The sequence below is a fragment of the Caballeronia sp. ATUFL_M2_KS44 genome (assembly GCF_023630965.1).
Taxonomy (GTDB): domain Bacteria; phylum Pseudomonadota; class Gammaproteobacteria; order Burkholderiales; family Burkholderiaceae; genus Caballeronia; species Caballeronia concitans.
Genome location: NZ_JALQEA010000039.1, coordinates 80,579 through 100,834, shown reverse-complemented (window position 1 = coordinate 100,834; position 20,256 = coordinate 80,579). Strand labels below are relative to the sequence as shown.

The 20,256-nt window shown below is 62.8% G+C and carries 14 protein-coding genes; 10 read left to right on the top strand and 4 right to left on the bottom strand.

Going from position 1 to position 20,256, the window contains the following annotated elements; translation table 11 throughout:
• The first annotated feature begins 366 nt into the window (after positions 1–366).
• From NCR39_RS15790 to NCR39_RS15780, 3 genes are all read left to right on the top strand, one after another.
• Complete coding sequence (locus NCR39_RS15790; protein ID WP_250453031.1) at positions 367–2,007, top strand: L-lactate permease; 1,641 nt, start codon at positions 367–369, stop codon at positions 2,005–2,007.
• 117 nt (positions 2,008–2,124) lie between these two features.
• The gene (locus tag NCR39_RS15785; RefSeq protein ID WP_040053600.1) at positions 2,125–2,526 is read left to right on the top strand and encodes a heme-binding protein; all 402 of its coding nucleotides are present in this window, start codon (positions 2,125–2,127) and stop codon (positions 2,524–2,526) included.
• Positions 2,527–2,618: 92 nt separating this feature from the next.
• A complete protein-coding gene (locus NCR39_RS15780; RefSeq protein WP_250453030.1) occupies positions 2,619–4,787 on the top strand; it encodes a malate synthase G in 2,169 nt (722 codons plus the stop codon).
• A gap of 55 nt (positions 4,788–4,842) precedes the next feature.
• On the opposite strand, the gene glcC is transcribed toward NCR39_RS15780, so the two are convergent.
• On the bottom strand, positions 4,843–5,598 hold the full coding sequence (glcC, locus tag NCR39_RS15775; protein ID WP_040053598.1) for a transcriptional regulator GlcC: 756 nt from the start codon (positions 5,596–5,598) through the stop codon (positions 4,843–4,845).
• 235 nt (positions 5,599–5,833) lie between these two features.
• On the opposite strand from glcC, the gene glcD reads away from it, so the two are divergent.
• The 7 genes from glcD (at position 5,834) to NCR39_RS15740 (ending at position 16,927) form a co-directional block, all read left to right on the top strand.
• Entirely contained in the window at positions 5,834–7,333 is a 1,500-nt protein-coding gene (gene glcD, locus NCR39_RS15770) for a glycolate oxidase subunit GlcD (RefSeq protein WP_250453029.1), read from the top strand.
• On the top strand, positions 7,333–8,406 hold the full coding sequence (gene glcE / locus NCR39_RS15765) for a glycolate oxidase subunit GlcE (RefSeq protein WP_250453028.1): 1,074 nt from the start codon (positions 7,333–7,335) through the stop codon (positions 8,404–8,406). The genes glcD and glcE overlap by 1 nt, the downstream gene beginning before the upstream one ends.
• A 26-nt stretch (positions 8,407–8,432) precedes the next feature.
• Entirely contained in the window at positions 8,433–9,650 is a 1,218-nt protein-coding gene (gene glcF, locus NCR39_RS15760; RefSeq protein WP_250453027.1) for a glycolate oxidase subunit GlcF, read from the top strand.
• Between the two features lie 45 nt (positions 9,651–9,695).
• Positions 9,696–11,024: an MFS transporter gene (locus tag NCR39_RS15755; RefSeq protein WP_250453026.1), complete on the top strand. Its 1,329-nt coding sequence runs from the start codon at positions 9,696–9,698 to the stop codon at positions 11,022–11,024.
• 411 nt (positions 11,025–11,435) lie between these two features.
• The gene (locus tag NCR39_RS15750; protein WP_250453025.1) at positions 11,436–12,923 is read left to right on the top strand and encodes a diguanylate cyclase domain-containing protein; all 1,488 of its coding nucleotides are present in this window, start codon (positions 11,436–11,438) and stop codon (positions 12,921–12,923) included.
• Between the two features lie 65 nt (positions 12,924–12,988).
• Entirely contained in the window at positions 12,989–15,322 is a 2,334-nt protein-coding gene (locus tag NCR39_RS15745; RefSeq protein ID WP_250453024.1) for a putative bifunctional diguanylate cyclase/phosphodiesterase, read from the top strand.
• 426 nt (positions 15,323–15,748) lie between these two features.
• Positions 15,749–16,927: a porin gene (locus NCR39_RS15740; RefSeq protein ID WP_250453023.1), complete on the top strand. Its 1,179-nt coding sequence runs from the start codon at positions 15,749–15,751 to the stop codon at positions 16,925–16,927.
• 149 nt (positions 16,928–17,076) lie between these two features.
• On the opposite strand, the gene NCR39_RS15735 is transcribed toward NCR39_RS15740, so the two are convergent.
• The 3 genes from NCR39_RS15735 to NCR39_RS15725 form a co-directional block, all read right to left on the bottom strand.
• A complete protein-coding gene (locus NCR39_RS15735) occupies positions 17,077–18,549 on the bottom strand; it encodes a mechanosensitive ion channel domain-containing protein (protein ID WP_250453022.1) in 1,473 nt (490 codons plus the stop codon).
• Positions 18,550–18,648: 99 nt separating this feature from the next.
• Positions 18,649–19,938, bottom strand: a complete 1,290-nt coding sequence (locus tag NCR39_RS15730; RefSeq protein ID WP_250453021.1) for an MSMEG_0569 family flavin-dependent oxidoreductase — start codon at positions 19,936–19,938, stop codon at positions 18,649–18,651.
• 24 nt (positions 19,939–19,962) lie between these two features.
• On the bottom strand, positions 19,963–20,247 hold the full coding sequence (locus NCR39_RS15725) for an MSMEG_0570 family nitrogen starvation response protein (protein WP_250453020.1): 285 nt from the start codon (positions 20,245–20,247) through the stop codon (positions 19,963–19,965).
• Positions 20,248–20,256 lie beyond the last annotated feature (9 nt).

Below are 20,256 nucleotides of genomic sequence, written 5' to 3'. Positions count from 1 at the left end.
TGGCAACGGCCTGTACCGTGACGTGGCACGGCGCGGCCCTTTCCTGACAATCAGCTATCAAGTTCAGCGCGAGCGTCGCTGGTATGACCACGTCGTAGCGCGCGTGCTTCACCGCGCGGCATGGCGCTTCGAGTCGTGCTACCCGGTCTCTTATCGTCGAGTGTCTCTTCGCGTACCAAAAAAACTGGTATTACCAGCTGATGTGAGATGGACAGTTGCAGCGGGTTGCTGCAAGAATTCGCGGCGTTCAGGCGTTGGATGCGTGCTCTGCATCCGCTCTGTGGCGAACGTCGGAAACGGCGACCGCCCTAACGAACATAAATCGAGACCCGGTTCGCGAAATCAGGGTCCGCACAAGGAGACACGATGACACCCGCGGTACCCGCCATTCCGGCTACAGCTTTTTCACAGCCGCTCACGCCAGTTGGGCACTCACTCCTGCTTTCATTCCTCGTCGCGGCCGTGCCGATCGCCGTGGCGCTCGTCATGCTCGGTCTGCTGCGCCGTCCCGCATGGCAGGCTTCGCTGGCCGGCTTGATCGCCGGGCTCGCCATCGCGGTAGGCGTGTGGAAGATGCCCGTCGGCATCGCGCTCGATTCTGTCGCCGCGGGCATGGCGCTCGCGCTCGTGCCGGTGATGTGGATCGTGGTCAACGCGCTTCTGCTCTATAACATCGCGGTGAAATCCGGGCGCTTCGATCAATTCCGGCAGTGGATGCTCGATCATTTGCCCAACGACCGGCGTCTCGTGCTGCTCGTCGTCGCCTTTTCGTTCGGCTGTCTGCTGGAAGGGATTTCGGGCTTCGGCACGCCTATCGCGATCACGAGCGCGCTGCTCGTCGGATTGGGCTTTCCGGCGCTGGAAGCCCTTACCTATACGCTGATCTTCAACACCGCGCCTGTCGCGTTCGGCGCGCTCGGCGTGCCGATCACCGTGCTGGGTGCGGTCTCGTCGCTTCCGGCGCCGACGCTCGCCGCGATGGTCGGCCGACAACTCCCCTTCTTCGCGTTGCTGCTGCCGTTCTATGTCGTCGGTGTCTACGGCGGCTTTCGCTCCATCCGCAAACTCTGGCCGGCCCTTCTTGCGTCGGGCGGGAGCTTCGCGGCGGCTCAGTTCGTCACGTCGAACTTCCTCGGTTACCAGTTGACGGACGTGCTTTCGTCCCTTACGTCGCTCGTGGTCACGATCGGCTTCCTGAAAGTGTGGCGGCCTGAGCCGGACCCCGAGTTCGCGGTCGTGCGCAGCGCGGGCGCGGAAAAGCCGGGCAAGCCTGTCGGCTTTGGCGGCTGGCTGCCGTGGATCGTGGTGTCGGTCGTCGTGATCTTCTGGGTCCATGCCGACGTTGCATCCATCGGCGATGTGAAGGTGCAGTGGCCCGGCTTGCATAACGCTGTCTTCGTGACGCTCTACAACAAGCCTTACGCAGCAGTGTGGGACTTCCAGCCGCTGGGAACGGGCACGGCCATTCTGGTTGCCGCGCTGATCACGGCGCTGTGGACGCGCACCGGCGTCGGCGCCTTCTTCGAGTGCGTCGTGAAGACGTGGCGTCAGACGCGCATCGCCATCATGACCGTCATGATGATCGTGGGCCTCGCCTACCTGTTGAACTACTCGGGCATGAGCTACACGCTCGGCATGGGCGTCGCGTCGACGGGCGCACTGTTCCCGCTCGTCTCGGCATCGCTCGGATGGATCGCGGTGTTTCTGTCGGGCAGCGATACATCGGGAAATGCGCTCTTCGGCAATCTGCAAGTCGTGGCGGCTCGCCAGGTCGGTCTCGATCCGGTGCTGATGGCAGCGACCAATTCGTCGGGCGGCGTGATGGGCAAGATGATCTCGCCGCAGAACATCGCGACCGGTGTGTCGACGACCGAACTCAAGGGCAAGGAAGGCCTCGTATTCGCCCGCACGTTCTGGCATAGCGTGTTTCTCACGCTTCTGCTCGGCGTGCTGGTCTTCCTGCAGCAGCACGTGCTGAGCTGGATGATTCCCGCGCTGCCGCATTGACCATCGAGCGGTAAGCCTTTCGTTGCATGGTCCGATTGTTCTTCGCGCGTCGAGGGCGCTTCAACACGAAGCGCTTTCGACGCGCGGCTGTTTTAGTTATCGAAAGAGAGATTCCTTATGCAAACGAAACCTGTGATTTCCATCGACGACGTGACCCGCGTGCTTTCCGCTGCACAGGCCGAGGCAAACAAGCAGAACTGGCCGGTCGCGATCGCCGTGGTCGACGACGGAGGCCATTTGCTCGGCATGTTGCGTCTGGATGGATGCGCGCCGATCGGCGCCGAAATCTCGATCGGCAAGGCCCGCACGGCAGCCGTGGGACGCCGTGAATCGAAGGCTTACGAAGACATGGTCAACGGCGGACGCACCGCCTTCACCACCGCGCCGATCGTCACCGCGCTCGAAGGCGGCGTTCCCCTGATCGCGGACGGCCACGTGGTCGGCGCCATCGGCGTCTCCGGCATGAAGCCCGCCGAAGATTCGCAGATCGCAAAGGCCGGCGCGGCAGCACTCGCCTAAAGCGCATCCATTCTTCCCGAGCATCGAGTCCCTGCCGAGCGTGCGCGCTCGCAGCGGCCAGCCTCGAATCGCAAGTCACCTTGGAGCAGTACATGACGGAAATGACTCAGCGCGACCGCCTCCGCGTCGCTGAGAAGCTCGCCCATTTCATCGAGACCGAGGCATTGCCCGGCACCGGTGTCGACGTAGAGCAATTCTGGCGCGGATTCGCCGCCATCGTTCACGACCTCGCACCGAAGAATCGCGCGCTGCTCGCCGAACGCGACCGGCTGCAAGCCGAACTCGACACATGGCACCGCGAGCATCCGGGCCCCGTGCGCGATCTGAACGCGTATCGCAGCTTCCTGGAGAGCATCGGCTACATCGTGCCGGTGCCGGCCAAATCGCAGGCGAGCACGACCGGCGTGGATCGCGAAATCGCCGAACAAGCCGGCCCGCAGCTCGTCGTGCCGCTGTCCAATCAGCGCTATGCGCTCAACGCCGCGAATGCGCGCTGGGGCAGCCTCTACGACGCGCTCTATGGCACCGACGCGATCGACGACGCCGACGGCGCCGCCCGCTCGTCCGAGTACAACCCGAAGCGCGGCGCACGTGTCATTGCGTTCGCGCGCCGCTTTCTGGATCAGGCCGCACCGCTCGCTGACGGCTCGCATGCGGAAGCGACGAGCTACACGATCGAGAACGGAAAGCTGGCCGTGTCCGTCAATGGACGCACGACCGGCCTGAAGGATCCGGCTGCGTTCATCGGCTTCGTGGGCGATGCGAACGCGCCGTTCGCCGTGCTGCTCAAACACAACGGCCTGCACTTCGAGATTCAGTTCGACGCGAACGATGTCATCGGTAAAACGGATGCCGCGCATGTGAAGGATGTGCTCATGGAAGCCGCCGTGAGCACGATCATCGACTGCGAAGATTCGGTTGCCGCCGTCGATGCCGACGACAAGGTGCAGTTGTATCGCAACTGGCTCGGCCTGATGACCGGCAAGCTCACCGAAGAAGTGACGAAGGGCGGCAAGACCTTCACGCGCCGCCTGAACGCCGACCGCGAATACATCGGCGCCGACGGCAAGCCCGTCACGTTGCATGGCCGCTCGCTGCTGTTCATCCGCAACGTCGGCCACTTGATGACGAACCCTTCGGTGCTCGACGCCGAAGGCCGCGAAATTCCCGAAGGTATCCTCGATGGCGTCGTCACGACGCTCTGCGCCTTGCATGACCGCACGCACAAGCTGAACTCGCGCACCGGCTCCATCTATATCGTGAAGCCGAAGATGCACGGTCCCGCCGAAGTGGCCTTCGCGAGCGAGCTGTTCGGGCGGATCGAGGACGTGCTCGGCCTTCCGCGCAATGCCATCAAGATGGGCATCATGGATGAGGAGCGCCGCACGAGCGTGAACCTCGCCGCGTGCATCGACGCAGCCGCTGCGCGCGTCGCGTTCATCAACACGGGTTTCCTCGACCGCACCGGCGACGAGATGCATACGTCGATGGAAGCGGGCCCGATGATGCGCAAGGGCGACATGAAGTCGAGCAAGTGGATCGCCGCCTATGAGCGCAGCAATGTGCTGACCGGTCTTGCCGTCGGCCTGCGCGGGCGCGCGCAGATCGGCAAGGGCATGTGGGCCATGCCCGACCTCATGCACGCGATGCTCGAACAGAAGATCGCTCACCCGAAGGCGGGCGCGAATACCGCGTGGGTTCCGTCGCCGACCGCTGCGACGCTGCATGCGCTTCACTATCATCAGGTCGACGTGCAGGGCGTGCAGAAGGCGCTGGAGAGCACCGATCTCGCCGGCGTGCGCGACGAACTGCTCGATGGTCTGCTGACGATTCCCGTCGTCGAGCGCGCAGAGTGGACGCAAGACGAGATTCGCAGCGAAGTCGAGAACAACGCTCAAGGCATTCTCGGTTATGTGGTGCGCTGGATCGATCAGGGCGTGGGCTGCTCGAAGGTGCCCGATATCCACAACGTCGGCCTCATGGAAGACCGCGCCACGCTGCGCATTTCCAGCCAGCACATTGCGAACTGGCTGCGTCATGGAGTCGTGACGTCGGAATTCGTGCGCGAAACCTTCGAGCGCATGGCCGAAGTCGTGGACAAGCAGAACGCAGGCGATCCTCACTATCAGCCGATGGCGCCGGCTTACGACAACTCACTGGCGTTCAAGGCTGCGTGGGCGCTGGTGGTCGACGGGCGCGCTCAACCGAGCGGCTATACCGAGCCCCTGCTGCATGCGTTCAGAACGCAGCAAAAGCACTGAAGCGAAGCCCTTCGGGGTAAGTCTGACCTCGAAGGCTGGGTGAACCAGCCTTCGATCAGGACCATCCTTCGAGCCGCAGTGTCGATCGCACCAGCCGCTGCTCTTCCTGCTCGATCTCCGAAAAGCCGTCGCGCACGCTGCGAATATGCTGGCTGGCTGCGCGCCGCGCCTGCTCCGGCAACTGACCCGTGACCGCGTTGTAGAGCCGCGCGTGCTGCCTGTCGATCACCCGTTTATGCGGCTCGCGATGATAGAGATTGTTCACGGACGCGAACACGGAACTCAACATCAGGTCGTTGAGAAAGGACAGCGTATGAACGAGCACCGGGTTATGCGATGCCTCGCAAATCGCCAGATGAAAGGCGTGATCGAGCCGCGCATGGGTTGAGGCATCGGTGTCTTCGGAATCCGCCGCCAGCATGGCTTCATAGCGGCGCTTGATCAGCAGGTGGTCGGCTGCCGTGCCGCGCAATGCTGCCAGCCGGGCCGACTCCGCTTCGATCATCTCGCGCACCTCCAGCAGGTCGTACAGCGTGCGCGGCTGCGAACTCAGCAGATGCATCATCGGCGTCTGGGCGGGTTCGACAGTCAGGTTCGCCACGATCGATCCCTTTCCCTGCGATGTTTCGATCAGTCCGCGCGCACGCAAGACTTTCAGGCCTTCACGCAACGCCGTACGCGAAACACCGAGCTTTTCCGTGAGACGACGCTCGGAGGGAAGCGCCTGGCCCTCTTTCAGCACGCCGTCGACTATCAATCGCTCGATGCGTTCGACCACGACATCGGCAAGATTTCGCTTTGTCTCTTCCATATCGCCTCGACCCTCTGACTGGTATTACCAGCCCTGATCGTATCACGCCTAAAAGCACGAAACGGCCATCTGAGCCGCAAATTAGCGCGTGGACGGCGAATCTGGCGCGGACGCACCGTCGACAAACTGGTATTACCAGCTTGAAAAGCGTCGACAAACCGTCACGGACCCGCAAGAATCTTCGCCAATATGCGCTTGGACAGGGATCGCTACGCTGTCCGCAAGGAGACACCGCATGACCTACGCTTACGATGAACGTATCGACGGCCCACTCGTCGATCAGGACAAAGCCAAGATCGTCCGCGAGCTGCAATCGCTGTCGCCCGGTCTTCAGCTCTTGCACGAAAAAGAAGACCTCCGTCCTTTCGAATGCGACGGACTGTCCGCGTACCGCATCACGCCGATGCTCGTTGCCTTGCCCGGCACGGTCGATGAAGTGCAGACGCTGCTCGCCTATGCGTCGGCGAATCGCATTCCGGTCGTGGCGCGCGGCGCGGGCACGGGGCTTTCCGGCGGCGCGCTGCCGCTCGAAAAAGGCATTCTGCTCGTGATGGCGCGCTTCAACCGCATTCTCGAACTCGACCCGGAAGCGTCCGTCGCGCGGGTGCAGCCCGGCGTGCGCAATCTCGCGATCTCGCAGGCAGCGGCGCCGCACGGCCTTTATTACGCGCCCGATCCATCGTCGCAAATCGCATGCTCGATCGGCGGCAATGTCGCGGAAAACGCAGGCGGCGTGCACTGCCTCAAGTACGGGCTCACGGTCCACAACATCCTGAAGGTGGACATCGTGACGATCGACGGTGAACGCGTGACGCTCGGCTCCGAAGCGCTCGATTCGCCGGGATTCGATCTGCTCGCGCTCATCACCGGATCGGAAGGCATGCTCGGCGTGGTCGTCGAAGTCACGGTCAAGCTGCTCGCGAAGCCGCAGAGCGCCAAGGTGCTGCTCGCGAGTTTCGACGACGTGGAGCGCGCAGGCGACGCCGTCGCGCAGATCATCGGCGCGGGCGTGATTCCGGGCGGCCTCGAAATGATGGACAACCTTGCCATCCGCGCCGCCGAGGACTTTATCCACGCGGGCTATCCGGTCGATGCCGAAGCGCTCCTGCTGTGCGAAGTGGACGGCGCGGAGTCGGACGTGCAGGAAGACTGCGAGCGCGTCGAAGCGCTGCTGCGGGCTGCGGGCGCGACCGACATCCGCCTCGCCGCGAACGAAGCAGAACGCCAGCGATTCTGGGCGGGCCGCAAGAACGCGTTCCCGGCGGTGGGCCGCATTTCGCCGGACTACTACTGCATGGACGGCACGATTCCGCGCCGCGAATTGTCGCGCGTGCTGCGCGGCATCGCAGCGCTGTCGCAAGAATACGGTCTACGCGTGGCGAACGTCTTCCATGCGGGCGACGGCAACATGCATCCGCTGATTCTGTTCGATGCGAACGCGCCCGGCGAAACCGAACGCGCCGAAGCCATCGGCGCACGCATTCTGGAACTGTGCGTCGAAGTGGGCGGCAGCATCACGGGCGAGCACGGCGTGGGGCGCGAGAAGATCAATCAAATGTGCGCGCAGTTCAACGCCGACGAATTGACCTTCTTCCACGCGGTCAAGGCGGCATTCGATCCCGCCGGCCTGCTCAATCCCGGCAAGAACGTGCCGACGCTGCATCGCTGCGCCGAATTCGGCTCGATGCACGTTCATCACGGCGCACTGCCCTTCCCCGAACTGGAGCGTTTCTGATGCGGCGCGATTCCATCTCCCACGACGATAGCGCGCGTCTCGTCGAAGAAGTGCAGGCCGCGATTGCGTCGAAAGAGCCGCTCTTCATTCGCGGCGCGTCGAGCAAGGCGTTCCTCGGACGTCCGGCCGCGCCGCGCTCGCGAGAAATCGACACGCGTTCGCACCGCGGCATCGTCAGCTACGACCCGAGCGAACTCGTGATTACCGCGCGCGCGGGAACGCCGCTCGCCGAACTCAACGCCGCACTCGACGACGCCGATCAGATGCTGCCCTGCGAACCGCCGACTTATGGCGGCCAGGCGACGGTAGGCGGCGCGGTCGCCGCAGGTCTCTCCGGGCCGCGTCGCCCGTGGTCCGGCTCCGTGCGCGACTTCGTGCTGGGATGCCGCGTCGTGACGGGCGAAGGCAAGCATCTGCGTTTCGGCGGTCAGGTGATGAAGAACGTCGCGGGCTTCGACGTTTCGCGGCTCATCAGCGGCAGCTTCGGCTGTCTCGGGCTCGTCACGGAAGTCTCGTTGAAGGTGCTGCCGAAGCCGCGTGCATCCGCGAGCCTGGCTATCGCGATGGAAGCAAGCGACGCGATGCAGGAACTGTCGGCGTGGCGGCGCGCGGCGCTGCCCTTGAGCGGCGCGTGCTTCATCGACGGTGCGCTGCATGTGCGCCTCGAAGGCGGCACGGGACTGGTGCGATCCGCCGTCGATCGCATCGGCGGAAAGGAACTCGATGCGCGCTTCTGGGACGACCTGCGCGATCAACGGCTCGCTTTCTTCGACGATCCCCGCCCGCTCTGGCGTCTGTCGTTGCCCAACGCGACGCCGCTCGCCGAACTGCCGGGCGCCGTGCTGCTCGACTGGGCCGGCGCGCAACGCTGGCTCAAGAGCGATGCGAGCGCAACCGACATCCGCGCAATCGCAAGCGCGGCCGGCGGTCATGCCACCTGCTTCACTCCGCACAGCGGCGTCGAACCGTTCCATCCGATTCCTTCGCCGCTGATGCAACTGCATCGGCAATTGAAAGCGCGCCTCGATCCGCACGGCATCTTCAATCCGGGCCGGATGTACGCGGACTATTGAATATCGAGCGCCGGAGACTTCACACCATGCAAACGAATCTCAGCAATCAGGCTCTCTCACTGCCGCGCGCGAAAGAAGCGGAGGACATTCTTCGCACGTGTGTGCATTGCGGCTTCTGCAACGCGACGTGTCCGACGTACCAACTGCTCGGCAACGAACTGGACGGCCCGCGCGGACGCATCTATCTCATCAAGCAGATGCTCGAAGGCGAGCCCGTCAGCGACAAGACGCAACTCCATCTCGATCGCTGTCTCACCTGCCGCAATTGCGAAACGACGTGTCCGTCGGGCGTGAAGTATCACTCGTTGCTCGATATCGGCCGCGACATGCTGGACCGGAGCGTCGAGCGACCGCTGGCGCAACGCGTGATGCGTAGCGGGCTGCGCAAGGTCATTCCGCGCCCGCGCATGTTCGGCGCCATGCTCAAGGCGGGTCGGCTTTTGCGCGGTGCGCTGCCTTCGACCATCGCCGACAAGATTCCGCATAACGTCATCAGCGAGGGAACGCGCCCGCCGGTGCGTCACACGCGCCGCATGCTGATGCTCGAAGGCTGCGCGCAGCGCGCGCTTTCGCCGAACACCAATGCGGCGACCGCGCGCGTGCTCGATCGTCTGGGCGTGAGCATCGAAGCGGTGTCGGAGGCGGGTTGCTGCGGCGCCGTCGACTATCACCTCGATGCGCAGAACGCGGGGCTCGATCGCGCGCGGCGCAACATCGACGCATGGTGGCCGAAGATCGCGGCCGGCGCGGAAGGCATCATTCAGACCGCGAGCGGCTGCGGCGCGTTCGTCAAGGAATATGGCCATTTGCTGCGCGACGATCCTGCCTATGCGGAGAAGGCGCGTCGCGTGAGCGAGCTGGCGTGCGACATCGGCGAAGCGCTCGCGCGCCTGCCTATCGAAAGTCTTTCGGTCAAACCGGACAAGCGCGTCGCGTTCCACTGCCCTTGCACGCTTCAGCATGCGCAGAAACTCGGCGGGTCCATCGAAGGCTTGCTGACGCGGCTCGGATTCACGCTCACGGGCGTGCCCGACGCGCATCTGTGCTGCGGATCGGCGGGGACGTATGCATTCACGCAACCCGAGCTTTCGCGCCAGCTTCGCGACAACAAGCTCGATGCGCTCGAAAGCGGCAAGCCCGATGTCATCGCGACCGCGAACATCGGATGTCAGACCCATCTCGGCGGTGCGGGCCGGACGGCGGTACGTCACTGGATCGAGATCGTCGACGAGGCCATCGCGTGAACGCCGGATCACCTTAATGACCACCCTAGCGAGAGACTGGAGACAATGACACACAACGGACGTCCTGAGAAAACCGCGAGCGACCGCGCGGCGCTCGAAGACCGCGCTTATTCGAAAGCCGCATGGCGGCTTCTGCCCTTTCTGTTCCTGTGCTATGTCGCGGCGTATCTCGACCGCGTGAACGTCGGCTTCGCGAAGCTGCAAATGCTCAGCGACCTCGGGTTCAGCGACACCGTATATGGCCTCGGTGCGGGTATCTTTTTCATCGGCTATTTTTTGTTCGAAGTCCCAAGCAATATCATCATGCATCGCGTGGGCGCGCGGCTGTGGATCGCGAGAATCATGATCACATGGGCCGTTATTTCGGCGGCGTCGCTTTTCGTGAAGACGCCCACGATGTTCTACGTCATGCGTTTTCTGCTCGGCGTGGCCGAAGCGGGCTTCTTTCCGGGCATCGTGCTGTATCTCACGTACTGGTTCCCCGCCGTGCGGCGCTCGCGCATGAACGCGCTTTTCATGATCGGCATTCCGGTGGCCGGCGTTGTCGGCGGGCCGCTGTCGGGCTGGATCATGTCCGCGTTTCAGGGCGTGGGCGGCTGGTCGAACTGGCAATGGCTGTTCGTGCTCGAAGCGATCCCGTCGGCTCTGCTCGGCGTCGTCACGTTGATCTGCCTGCCGGACAGCATCGCGGCGGCCACATGGCTGACCGAAGAAGAAAAGCGCCTGCTCGAAGCGAACATCCAGCGCGACGATGCAGGAAAGAACCATCACGCTGTGAGCACCGTGTTTTCGGATCTGCGCATCTGGAAGATGGCGATCATCTACTTCTGCTGCATGATGGGCCTCTACGGCATCAGCTTCTATCTGCCAACGCTCGTCAAGGCGACCGGCGTGCAGAGCGCGCTCGAAGTCGGCCTGCTCACGGCCATTCCTTATGCATGCGCCGTTGCGAGCATGTTGTTCGTCGCGCGCAGTTCGGACCGCACGGGCGAGCGCCGCTGGCACTTCGCCATTCCTGCGGCGCTTGCGGGCATCGGGCTTTTCGTGAGCACGCAGGCGAACACCAACGTTGCCGTTGCGATGCTCGCGCTCACCGTCGGCACGGCCGGCATGCTTGCCACCATGCCGGTCTTCTGGACCTATCCCAGCGCGATCCTCGCCGGAGGCTCGGCGGCTGCGGCGATCGGCATGATCAATTCGATCGGCAATCTCGCGGGATTCGCGAGTGCATCGATCATCGGCTGGCTGAAGGACGTCACGCACAGCACGAACGCCGGCATTTACTGCGTCTCCGGTGCGCTGATTCTCGGCGCCGTGCTTGCGCTCTTGGGCAAGCGGCAGGCGCTCAATGCTTCGCCTACGGTCGCTAGTTGAGGCGTAGCGGCTTGGGATCTGTGCCGGGAGGCCAGATCCCTTGTCATTGTTGTCCGCACATCCCACTCTGACGATTCAGCCGTTTTCACCGCATCAGCGAGACGGCTTCTCAACGCTCCGCGCGTGTCTTATCGTCGTTGTTCCCCGTCTAAACGCAAATCAATCGCGCTCTCCTGCTGCGTGCCGATTCCGCTCGACCGCACGCGTCCAAAGAAGACTTCAGAATTCCTTGCAGCGCTGCGCCCGGCGCGGCACGGCTGTCCAGAAAATGACCATCAACTTTGATGCGATGCTGCCGTTATAACGATGCAGCGAAGCGCGGGGAGACCCGACCTTCCATTGAGGATGCGTTGAAGTGCCAGCAGCGTCAGCCAGCAATTGCTGAAGCTCGCACAGGAATCGGAATCGGACGTGAGCAGATTGCAGACAATTTCCAGGAGCCTCGGGCGATTCGTCTCCGCCCGGAGCGGCGCGCCGTATCGCGCGCTCATCCTGCTGCCCATGCTGACCGCGCTGATCCTTGCCGTGCTGTGGGTGACGATCCTGGACAGGTTGCGTGCAGAGAAAGCCGCCGCGATTCACGACGCGCACGTCGCGGCGCGAATAGAAGCAAGGGCGCTGGAAACGCACACGCTGAAAACGATCCACGACGTCGACGAGATCGCCCTGTTCGTGAAGTACGGGTACGAGACGTCGCCCGCCACGTTCGACCTCAAGAAGTATCAGGCCTACGGACTCGTCACGGCCGACACCGCGTTGCAGGTGACGATCGCGGGCGCGGACGGGCACGTGATCGTATCGACCCTGCCGTTTTCCGGCGACGTCGACCTGAGCGACCGCAGCCACTTTCGCGTGCATCGCGAACGCGCGGATGTCGGGCTTTATCTGAGCCCGCCGGTCCTCGGCCGAATCTCGCGCCAAGTGTCGATACAGGCGACGCGGCGCATCACGCGCCCGGACGGCAGCTTCGGCGGCGTCGTGGTCGTGTCGGAGGATCCGGCGTGGCTCACCGACGGCTTCTATACGCGCACGGCGCTCGGGCAACGCGGCATGATCGCGGTGCTGTCGAACCGTGGCTTCATGCTGTCGCGCCGCGCGGGCGATGCGCCCAGCCGCACCGGCGATGCATTGCCGAACGGCTACATCGGTGCGCGCACGGACAGCGAGCAAGCCATCGACCCGATCGACCACGTCGAACGCATCGTCGCGACCCGCGTGATCGGACAGTATGGCTTGACGGTGGTAGCCGGCCTGTCAGTGTTGGAAGCGCTCGACGACTACACCCGGATGCGCAACGTCTACGTGACGATGGCGGCCGTCATCTCCGTGATTCTCGTCGGGTTGTCGATGTGGATCACGGCACTCATCGTCAAGCTGGTCAATGGACGGGAAGCGTTGCGGCGACTCGCGCACACCGACCGGCTCACGGGCCTGCCGAATCGCGGCCGGATCATGGACCGGCTCGACGCGGCCATTGCGAGACCGCATTCTGCCGGGCGCGTTGCCGTCATCTTCGTGGATCTCGACCGCTTCAAGGAACTGAACGATACCTTCGGGCATCAGCTCGGCGATGTCATCCTCGGCGAGATCGCGCGGCGTCTGACCGATGCGACGCGAGGCCGTGCGCAAATCGGGCGGCTGGGCGGCGACGAGTTTCTCGTCATCGTGGAAGACGATCGCGCGCGCGAAGCGGCGTCACGGATTGGCGCTAGCATGACGTCCGCGCTCGAAGCGCCCTTCGATGTGCACGGCGCCGACTACAGCGTGAGCGCCAGTCTCGGCGTGGCGGTGCTTCAGCCCGGCGACCGCGCGTTCGATCTGGTGAACACGGCGGACCGGGCAATGTACGCCGCGAAGGAGCGCGGCCGGACGAACCAGCTTGCCGTCGATGTCGGCTGAGCGTGCCGGGGCGCTCAGCCACCTGTGAACCGTACACGCGGCTTTCGCGTGCATTCCGAAAAACCATGTTTCGAATCATCAGTTCGCTTCTTGCCAAGCCGGCGCTGTTCATCTACGCCGGCATCGGAATCACGCTCGCGACTACGGGCGTCACGGTCTTCTCGCTCTACGAAATGAGGCTCGATGCCATGGCGCAGGCGCGCGATGCCGCGCAGAACCTGGTCATTTCGCTGCAGAAGGAAATCGAGCACAACCTCGACGTCTACCAGCTCGCCATGCGCGACGTCGCGGCGAGCGTCCAGACGGCCAACATCGCGCAGCTTCCTCCGAGAGTCCGTCAGCGCGTGGCGTTCGGATCGCTGCGCGATGCAAAGGAACTGGGCGTGCTGTTTGCGACGGACGCCGCCGGCAACCTCGTGCTCGATTCACGTTCGATCGAGCCGCGCAAGGTCAGTGTGAAAGACCGCGATTACTTTCAGATTCATGAGCGGCAGAAGAACGCCGGTCTCTACATCAGCGCGCCTTTTCTGCCTTACGTGCCCGAGCACGCATCGCCGCGGATCGCACTGAGCCGGCGGCTCGAAGACAAGAACGGCGAATTCGCGGGCATCGTCGCGGGGACGTTGCGGCTCAGTTATTTCAGGCAGCTTTTGGAAGATTCGATACTCGGCCGGCACGACACCATTACCCTGCTCCGGACTGACGGAACCGTGCTCATGCGGCAACCGTTTCATGAGTCGGACATCGGCCAGTCGCTCGCGGGCGGCCGCGCGTTCCCGCCTCTCGTGCAATCCGACAACGGCATTTATATCGGCATGGCCGTGCTGGATCACATCGAACGGCTCTATGCCTTCAGGCGGATCGGCGGCTATCCGATCATCGTCGTCGTGGGCTTTTCGACGGACGATATCTATGCGGGATGGCACAAGCGAGCCATTGCCATTGGCGTCGTCAGCGCCATTCTCAATGCGCTCTTCATCCTGTTGTCGCTCATGTTCAGCAGGCAACTGAGCAAGAGACTGACGATGGAGCGCCGCTTGCAGCGACTCGCCTGGTTCGATTCGCTCACGGGCGTGCCCAACCGGGCGAAGCTGCACAAGGAAGCGCTGCGGATTCTGGGCGACGCCAATCGCAACGGCTCGACGCTCGCGGTGTTGTTCATCGATCTGGACCGCTTCAAGCGCGTGAACGACACGCAGGGTCACGCCGCCGGCGACGAGGTTCTGACCGAAATCGCACGACGCCTGCAACGCCTGCTGCAAATTGGCGATGTAATCGGACGTCTTGGCGGAGACGAGTTTCTCGTTGTCCTAGCCGATTGCGACGTGCTGAAAGCCAAACAGATCGCGGGCCGCATTCTGCACGCCGTGTATCAACCCATCGTCATCGACTCGAAGCAGGACACCCGCATCACGATCAGCGCGAGCATAGGCATTGCGCTCTCTCCGCACGACGGCGAAGAAACCGACATCCTGCTTCGCAACGCGGACCTGGCGATGTATCAGGCCAAGAGCGCGGGACGCAACCAGGTGCGCTTCTATGCGCCGGAGTACGAGCGCGAGGCGAGGGAGCAGCTCGAACTGGAAATAGCGCTGCAGCGGGCATTGCGAGGCAACGCATTGAGCGTGGCTTACCAGCCGAAGGTCGATGCCGCAGGTGCGCTCTGTGGCGTCGAAGCGCTCGTGCGATGGAACAACGACGGGCAGAACAGCGTTGCGCCGGATCGGTTCATCGCCATCGCGGAGGAAAGCGGCCTGATCTCCGAGATGGATGCGTGGGTGATGGTCGAGGCGTGCAGGCAGCTTGCCGAGTGGCGAGCCGACGGCCTCGATGTTCCGAACATCTCGGTGAATGTCTGCGCCGCTGATTTCAAGCGTCCGGATTACCCGAGTTTTCTCACCGATGTGCTCCAGTCTCACGGTCTGGTCGCAGCCGACCTCACGCTCGAATTGACCGAGCGCGTTCTGTTCGACGAATCGGCTGACGACATCCGCAAGTCGCTCGATGCGATTCATGCGCTCGGCATCGCGCTCTCTATCGATGATTTCGGCACGGGCTACTCGTCGCTGAGTTATCTGCACCGGTTCGCGGTGAAGGAACTGAAAATCGACAAGAGCTTCGTGCAGAGTATCGGCAGCGACGAGAAGGCGGAATCGCTGGCGCAAACGCTGATTCACATCGGCAGGATTCTGAAGCTGACCGTGACAGCCGAAGGCGTGGAGACGCGTGCGCAGCGCGACTTTCTCGATACGCACGGCTGTCATCTGTATCAAGGATTTCTGTTCTCGCGGCCGCTCGCGCCGCGCGACTTCGCGTGCTGGTTGCGGGAGCGTCGGCGGGGTGTGTCGCTTGGCGAATGCGATTGTCGCGTCATTCCGATAGAGAGTGCTCTTGGGTAGAGAGCGTGGTAGTCGCGACAGACGACGAAAGTCAAAGCCGATATCGACGACGCATCACGAAACCCGAACCAAGTCTCATCGTACAGCCGCGAGAATGCACGGAGATAAATCCAGATCATCTCCTTGCGAATTAGGCACATGCAAGTTATGTCCAGAATAAAAACAGTAAACGCTCCGTTGCCGCCGAGCCGGACGCGCAGACATTACATGCGTGCGTGTTGTTCAAAAACGGAATCCTGACGTTGACGATCGCAGAGCCATTTTTAAGTTGGCAGATCTGACTGTGGTCGCATAAAGTGAGTGAAAGCACATCGCGCCTTTTCGTATCGATGACTCGCACGGCTACGCGCCGGGAAGCCATCGAGGTCCGTGTAGAAAGCGTTCCCAGAGAATGTATCTCCCGGTCTTGGCTGCTGGAGCAGGCAAATGAACAAGATGCTTAAGATGGGTGCGGCAACGATCATCACCGTCAGCGGAGCAGCGCATGCGCAAAGCAGTGTCACGCTCTACGGGCTAATCGATGCGGGTCTGACCTACACGAACAGCCAAATCAGCGGGACTGGCGGCGGGCACAGCAACTGGGAGATGACGAGCGGCGCAGTCCAGTACAGCCGCTGGGGTTTGCGCGGGGCTGAAGACCTCGGCGCGGGCGTAAAGGCCGTCTTCACCCTGGAAAGCGGCTTCAATCTGAACAACGGGCAGTACACGTCGAACAATCGCATCTTCAATCGCCTGGCGTATGTCGGTCTATCGAGCCGCGATTACGGCACGGTCACGCTCGGCCGCCAAACCGACAGCATGGTCGATTTTGTCGCGCCGCTTGCATTGACGGGTACGGAGTTCGGCGGCACGCACTTCGCGCATCCGCTAGACAACGACAATCTGAACGATTCGTTTCAGATCAACAACGCGGTGAAGTATCTGAGCCCGAACATTGCGGGTTTCAGGGTCGGCGGGCTGTACGGCTTCTCCAATCAGGCGGGCGGATTCGCGAACAATCGCGCGTATAGCTTCGGCATGTCGTATGTGTTGGGGGCGTGGAACTTCGGTGCGGGTTACCTCGCGCTCAGCAGTTCCGCGCGCACGCCGGCACAGCTGAATGCGAACGGCGCAGTCACCGATACGACCGGCGCGTCCCTGCAAGGCGCGCTGGCGCCGACGGGCGTGCCCTTGGGCGTGCTGGCCAGCACTCAGAAGACCTTTGGCGCCGGTGTGAACTACACCTTCGGTCCAGCCGTCGCAGGCTTCGTGTACTCGCACACCAAACTCTCTCAATTCTTTCAAACCGGGCTGAGTGGAACTTTCCAGAACTTCGAAGGAAACATTCGTTATGCGCTGACGCCGGCGGTCGAGCTTTCGGGCGCGTACACCTATTCGCGCGCCGGCGGAAACGGCGGCGGCGGGCTTCCACATTGGAATCAGGTCAGTGCGATGGCCGATTACCGCTTCTCCCAGCGCACCGACGTGTACATTCAGGGCGCGTGGCAACGGTCGAGCCCCAGCGGCACTTCGCCATTGGGCGTGGCATGGATTAACGGCGTCACCGCCCCGTCTTCCACGACCAATCAACTCGAGGCGGCCGTTGGCTTGAGGCATCGCTTCTAATGCCTTCGAATCAGCCGAAAGCGTGAGACCGGGACGAAGGAGACTCTTCGCACGAACGTCACTGAATGTCGGTTCACGGCCGGCTTGGGTGCCGTATCGGGCTGCAATCATCTCTCTGCACCGATGACGCGACTTCATCCCGCTGCCGCTCAACCGCCTTTAGACTCATCGTGCAGCGCATGCAGGTTCCAAACTTTCCCGACCAGCCATTGAAACAGCGAGTGACCTTTCTCGTGATCGACAGGAATTGGTGTCGCAAGTTCACCGAGCTTGTCTTGCCGATACGCGAGCAACTGACACATCTGCTTCGCGACTTCAGGATGGTCCTTGAGGAACGAAGTCATGTCGTCCTTGCCGAGCTGAAACAGGACCGACGGTGTGAGCGTCGAGATGGACACATGCATCGCGAGCCCGGCGAGCAGCCCCGCTTCCCCGAACGCTTCTCCTGGTCCAATGCGCGCGATTTCGCGGCTGTCCTTCGCTTCGATGATGGAGACCGACAGCACGCCGGAGCGCACGATGGACAGATTGTCCGGCACGGTGTCAGGCGCCAGAATCTGCTGATTCGCGTTGTACTCGCGCCGGAAAAGATGTTTCGCCAGCCGGGTGATTTCTTCGCTTGTCAGGCTGTCGAACAAACTCACTCGCTTTAAAAGCGCTTCTTTCTCATTCAATACGCCCGTGGCCGGAGCGGGTACGCCGAGCGTGCGTAACGCGACGCCTGCAGCAGCGAGATGGCGGTAACTGAGATCAAAGAGCTCGTTGGATATCGCGAGCTTTTTGTTCATGTCGTCGACGAAGGCAACCACTTCATACTGCACGGAGTTCACGGTCGTGCGCTTCATGCGCGCGTAGGGAGCCGGCGTCGCGAGGATGCCGTTGCAGCCCGTGAGCGCGCGCCCCAGGGCGTCCAGCACGGTCTTCGGCCGCGCCTCGGGTTCGATCTCCAGAACGAGCGATAGCCCGTGGACGTCGCCCGGCCTGTTGCTGTTGGTAATCTTCGCCTTCGCCGCGACAGCGTTCGGCACGATAAGCAAATTGCCCTGCCCGGTCAGCAAATGCGTCGCGCGCCAGTTCATCTCGACGACCTTGCCCTCGACGTCATCGATCGTCACCCAGTCGCCTATCGCGTACGGCTCCGTCGTGTTGATGACGATGCCGGCGAAAACGTCGCTGAGCGTGCTCTGGATAGCGAGACCCAGCACGATGGCGAGCGCGCCCGACGTCGCGACGAGTCCACGCACGGGCAGTTCGAGCACGAACCCGAGCGCCGCCACTGCCGCAGCGAGAAAGACCACGGCGCCGAACACGTCCGAGAACAGACGCTGCTTTCTCCAGGCACGCGGAAGCAGCAGCGTGTCGAGCGACAGGGTGAGCAAACGCGCACCCATCAACCACCAGATGATTTCGAGGATTTGCCCGAGCCAGTGCAATTCGACCACGTCGGCGTAAGGCGCCTGCGTGAAAGGACTCAACCCGAACGAAAAAAGCACCCAGCTCAACGCAAAGAAGAGGCCGAGCCGTATGAAGAGCCGCGCCAGGTCGTTCGCGGGCAGTCTCCCACGCCACACGATCACGTCCACGGCGACAATACCGAAGCCCAGAATCAGGGGGTATTTCACGGGTGCTCCTCTCGAGGAACGTCTTCGAGAGAATACACATTTAGTGGCAGATGCGCGCCGATTCTCCGACAGCCCCGCGAAGTTCGATTGACAACAAGCTCACGCACACGCGGTAGACACGCGATCCGTCGCGCTCGCGCGCTCCGCACTGATCGCATCGACGATGTAATTGGCATCGCGCGCAATGCCCGAGAAGCGCCCCGAACCCCAGGTGTGCAGCCACGGCAAGCCGACGAAATAGAGCCCCGGCACCGCCGTCACGCCGCGCACATGCGACGGATACCCGCGTCCGTTGAATACCGGCGCGTCGAGCCAGCCGAAGTCCGGCGTGAAGCCGATGCACCACACGATCGACGTAATGCCGCTCGCCTGCAGGTCGAGTTCCACGCGCTCGCTCTGCGGTTGCCAGAGCGGCGCGTAACGCGCGGCGGACGGCGCATCGATACCGTGTTTCGCTATGAATCCGTCGATGCTCGCGTTGATGCGGTTATAGGTATCGTCGGCATCGTCGAGATTCGCGCGCAGATTCGCCGCGAAGCGCAGCTTGCCGTCGCGATAGTCTTCCAGCCGCCCGAACAGTTCCATGCCCTCGAGCGCGAAGCGGCGCAGATCGATGTCGCGTCCGCCGTCGCGGCCCGTGACGTAGTGATTGGTGTTGTCGCGCACGCCTTCGCGCAGCGGATGATCGGTCACGGGCATGTCGTAATAGCGCATGTCCGCGAGCCAGTCGACCACATCGCGGCCGCGATAGAAGCGCGCGCAACGCGGCGCCTCGCCCACCGCGAGATGCACCTTGCGGCCCGACAAATGCAAGTCCTCCGCGATCTGCGCGCCCGACTGGCCCGATCCGACCACGAGCACCGCGCCCGGCGGCAGCGCATCCGCGTTGCGATACGCCGACGACTGCACCTGCTCGATGCTCTGCGGCAAGCGCTCGGCCATGCGCGGCACGATCGGCGTGTGATAGCCGCCCGACGCGACCACGATCTGGTCCGCCGTGAACTCGCCGCGCGTACTCTTCACGACATAGCGTCCATTCGCGTCGCGAGTCACGCGCGTCGCGGCGGCGCCTTCGAGCACCGGCGCATTCACCTTCGCGATGAACGCATCGAGATATTCGATGATCTCGTCCTTCTTCATGAAGCCGTGCGGGTCCGCACCGTCATAGGCGTGTCCGGGCAACGCGCATTGCCAGTTGGGCGTCACGAGACAGAATGTGTCCCAGCGCTGCGTGCGCCACGTATGCGTGACCGTGTGCTTCTCCAGCACGAGATGGCCGATGTTCGCCTGCTGCAAGAAGTGGCTGACCGACAGCCCGGCCTGCCCGCCGCCGACGACGATCACGCTGTAATGCACCGGCGCGGCCTGAGTCGAATCCATGTTGGACATTTCGCTTCCCCTTCCACAAGATCGTCAATCGAGCGCGAGCACGGTCACGCGCGCGCCGTGCGCTTCGCTGAAACGGCTCGCATCCTCTTCGATGCGTGCAAGCTGATCGAGCGCAGCCGAGCACGCGAAGCCATACTTCTCGCGCACGCGTTCCGAGCCGATGTTCAATGCCTCGCGCGAACGTGCCACGAATTCGTCGACGGAATAGCTCTTGCCCGCCGCGAAGTATTCGCCGACGACCGTCGAAGGCGAATAGCAGTTCGCCTCCACGCCGTCCGGCCAACGAATCAGGAAATGCATCACTGGCATGTTCGTGCC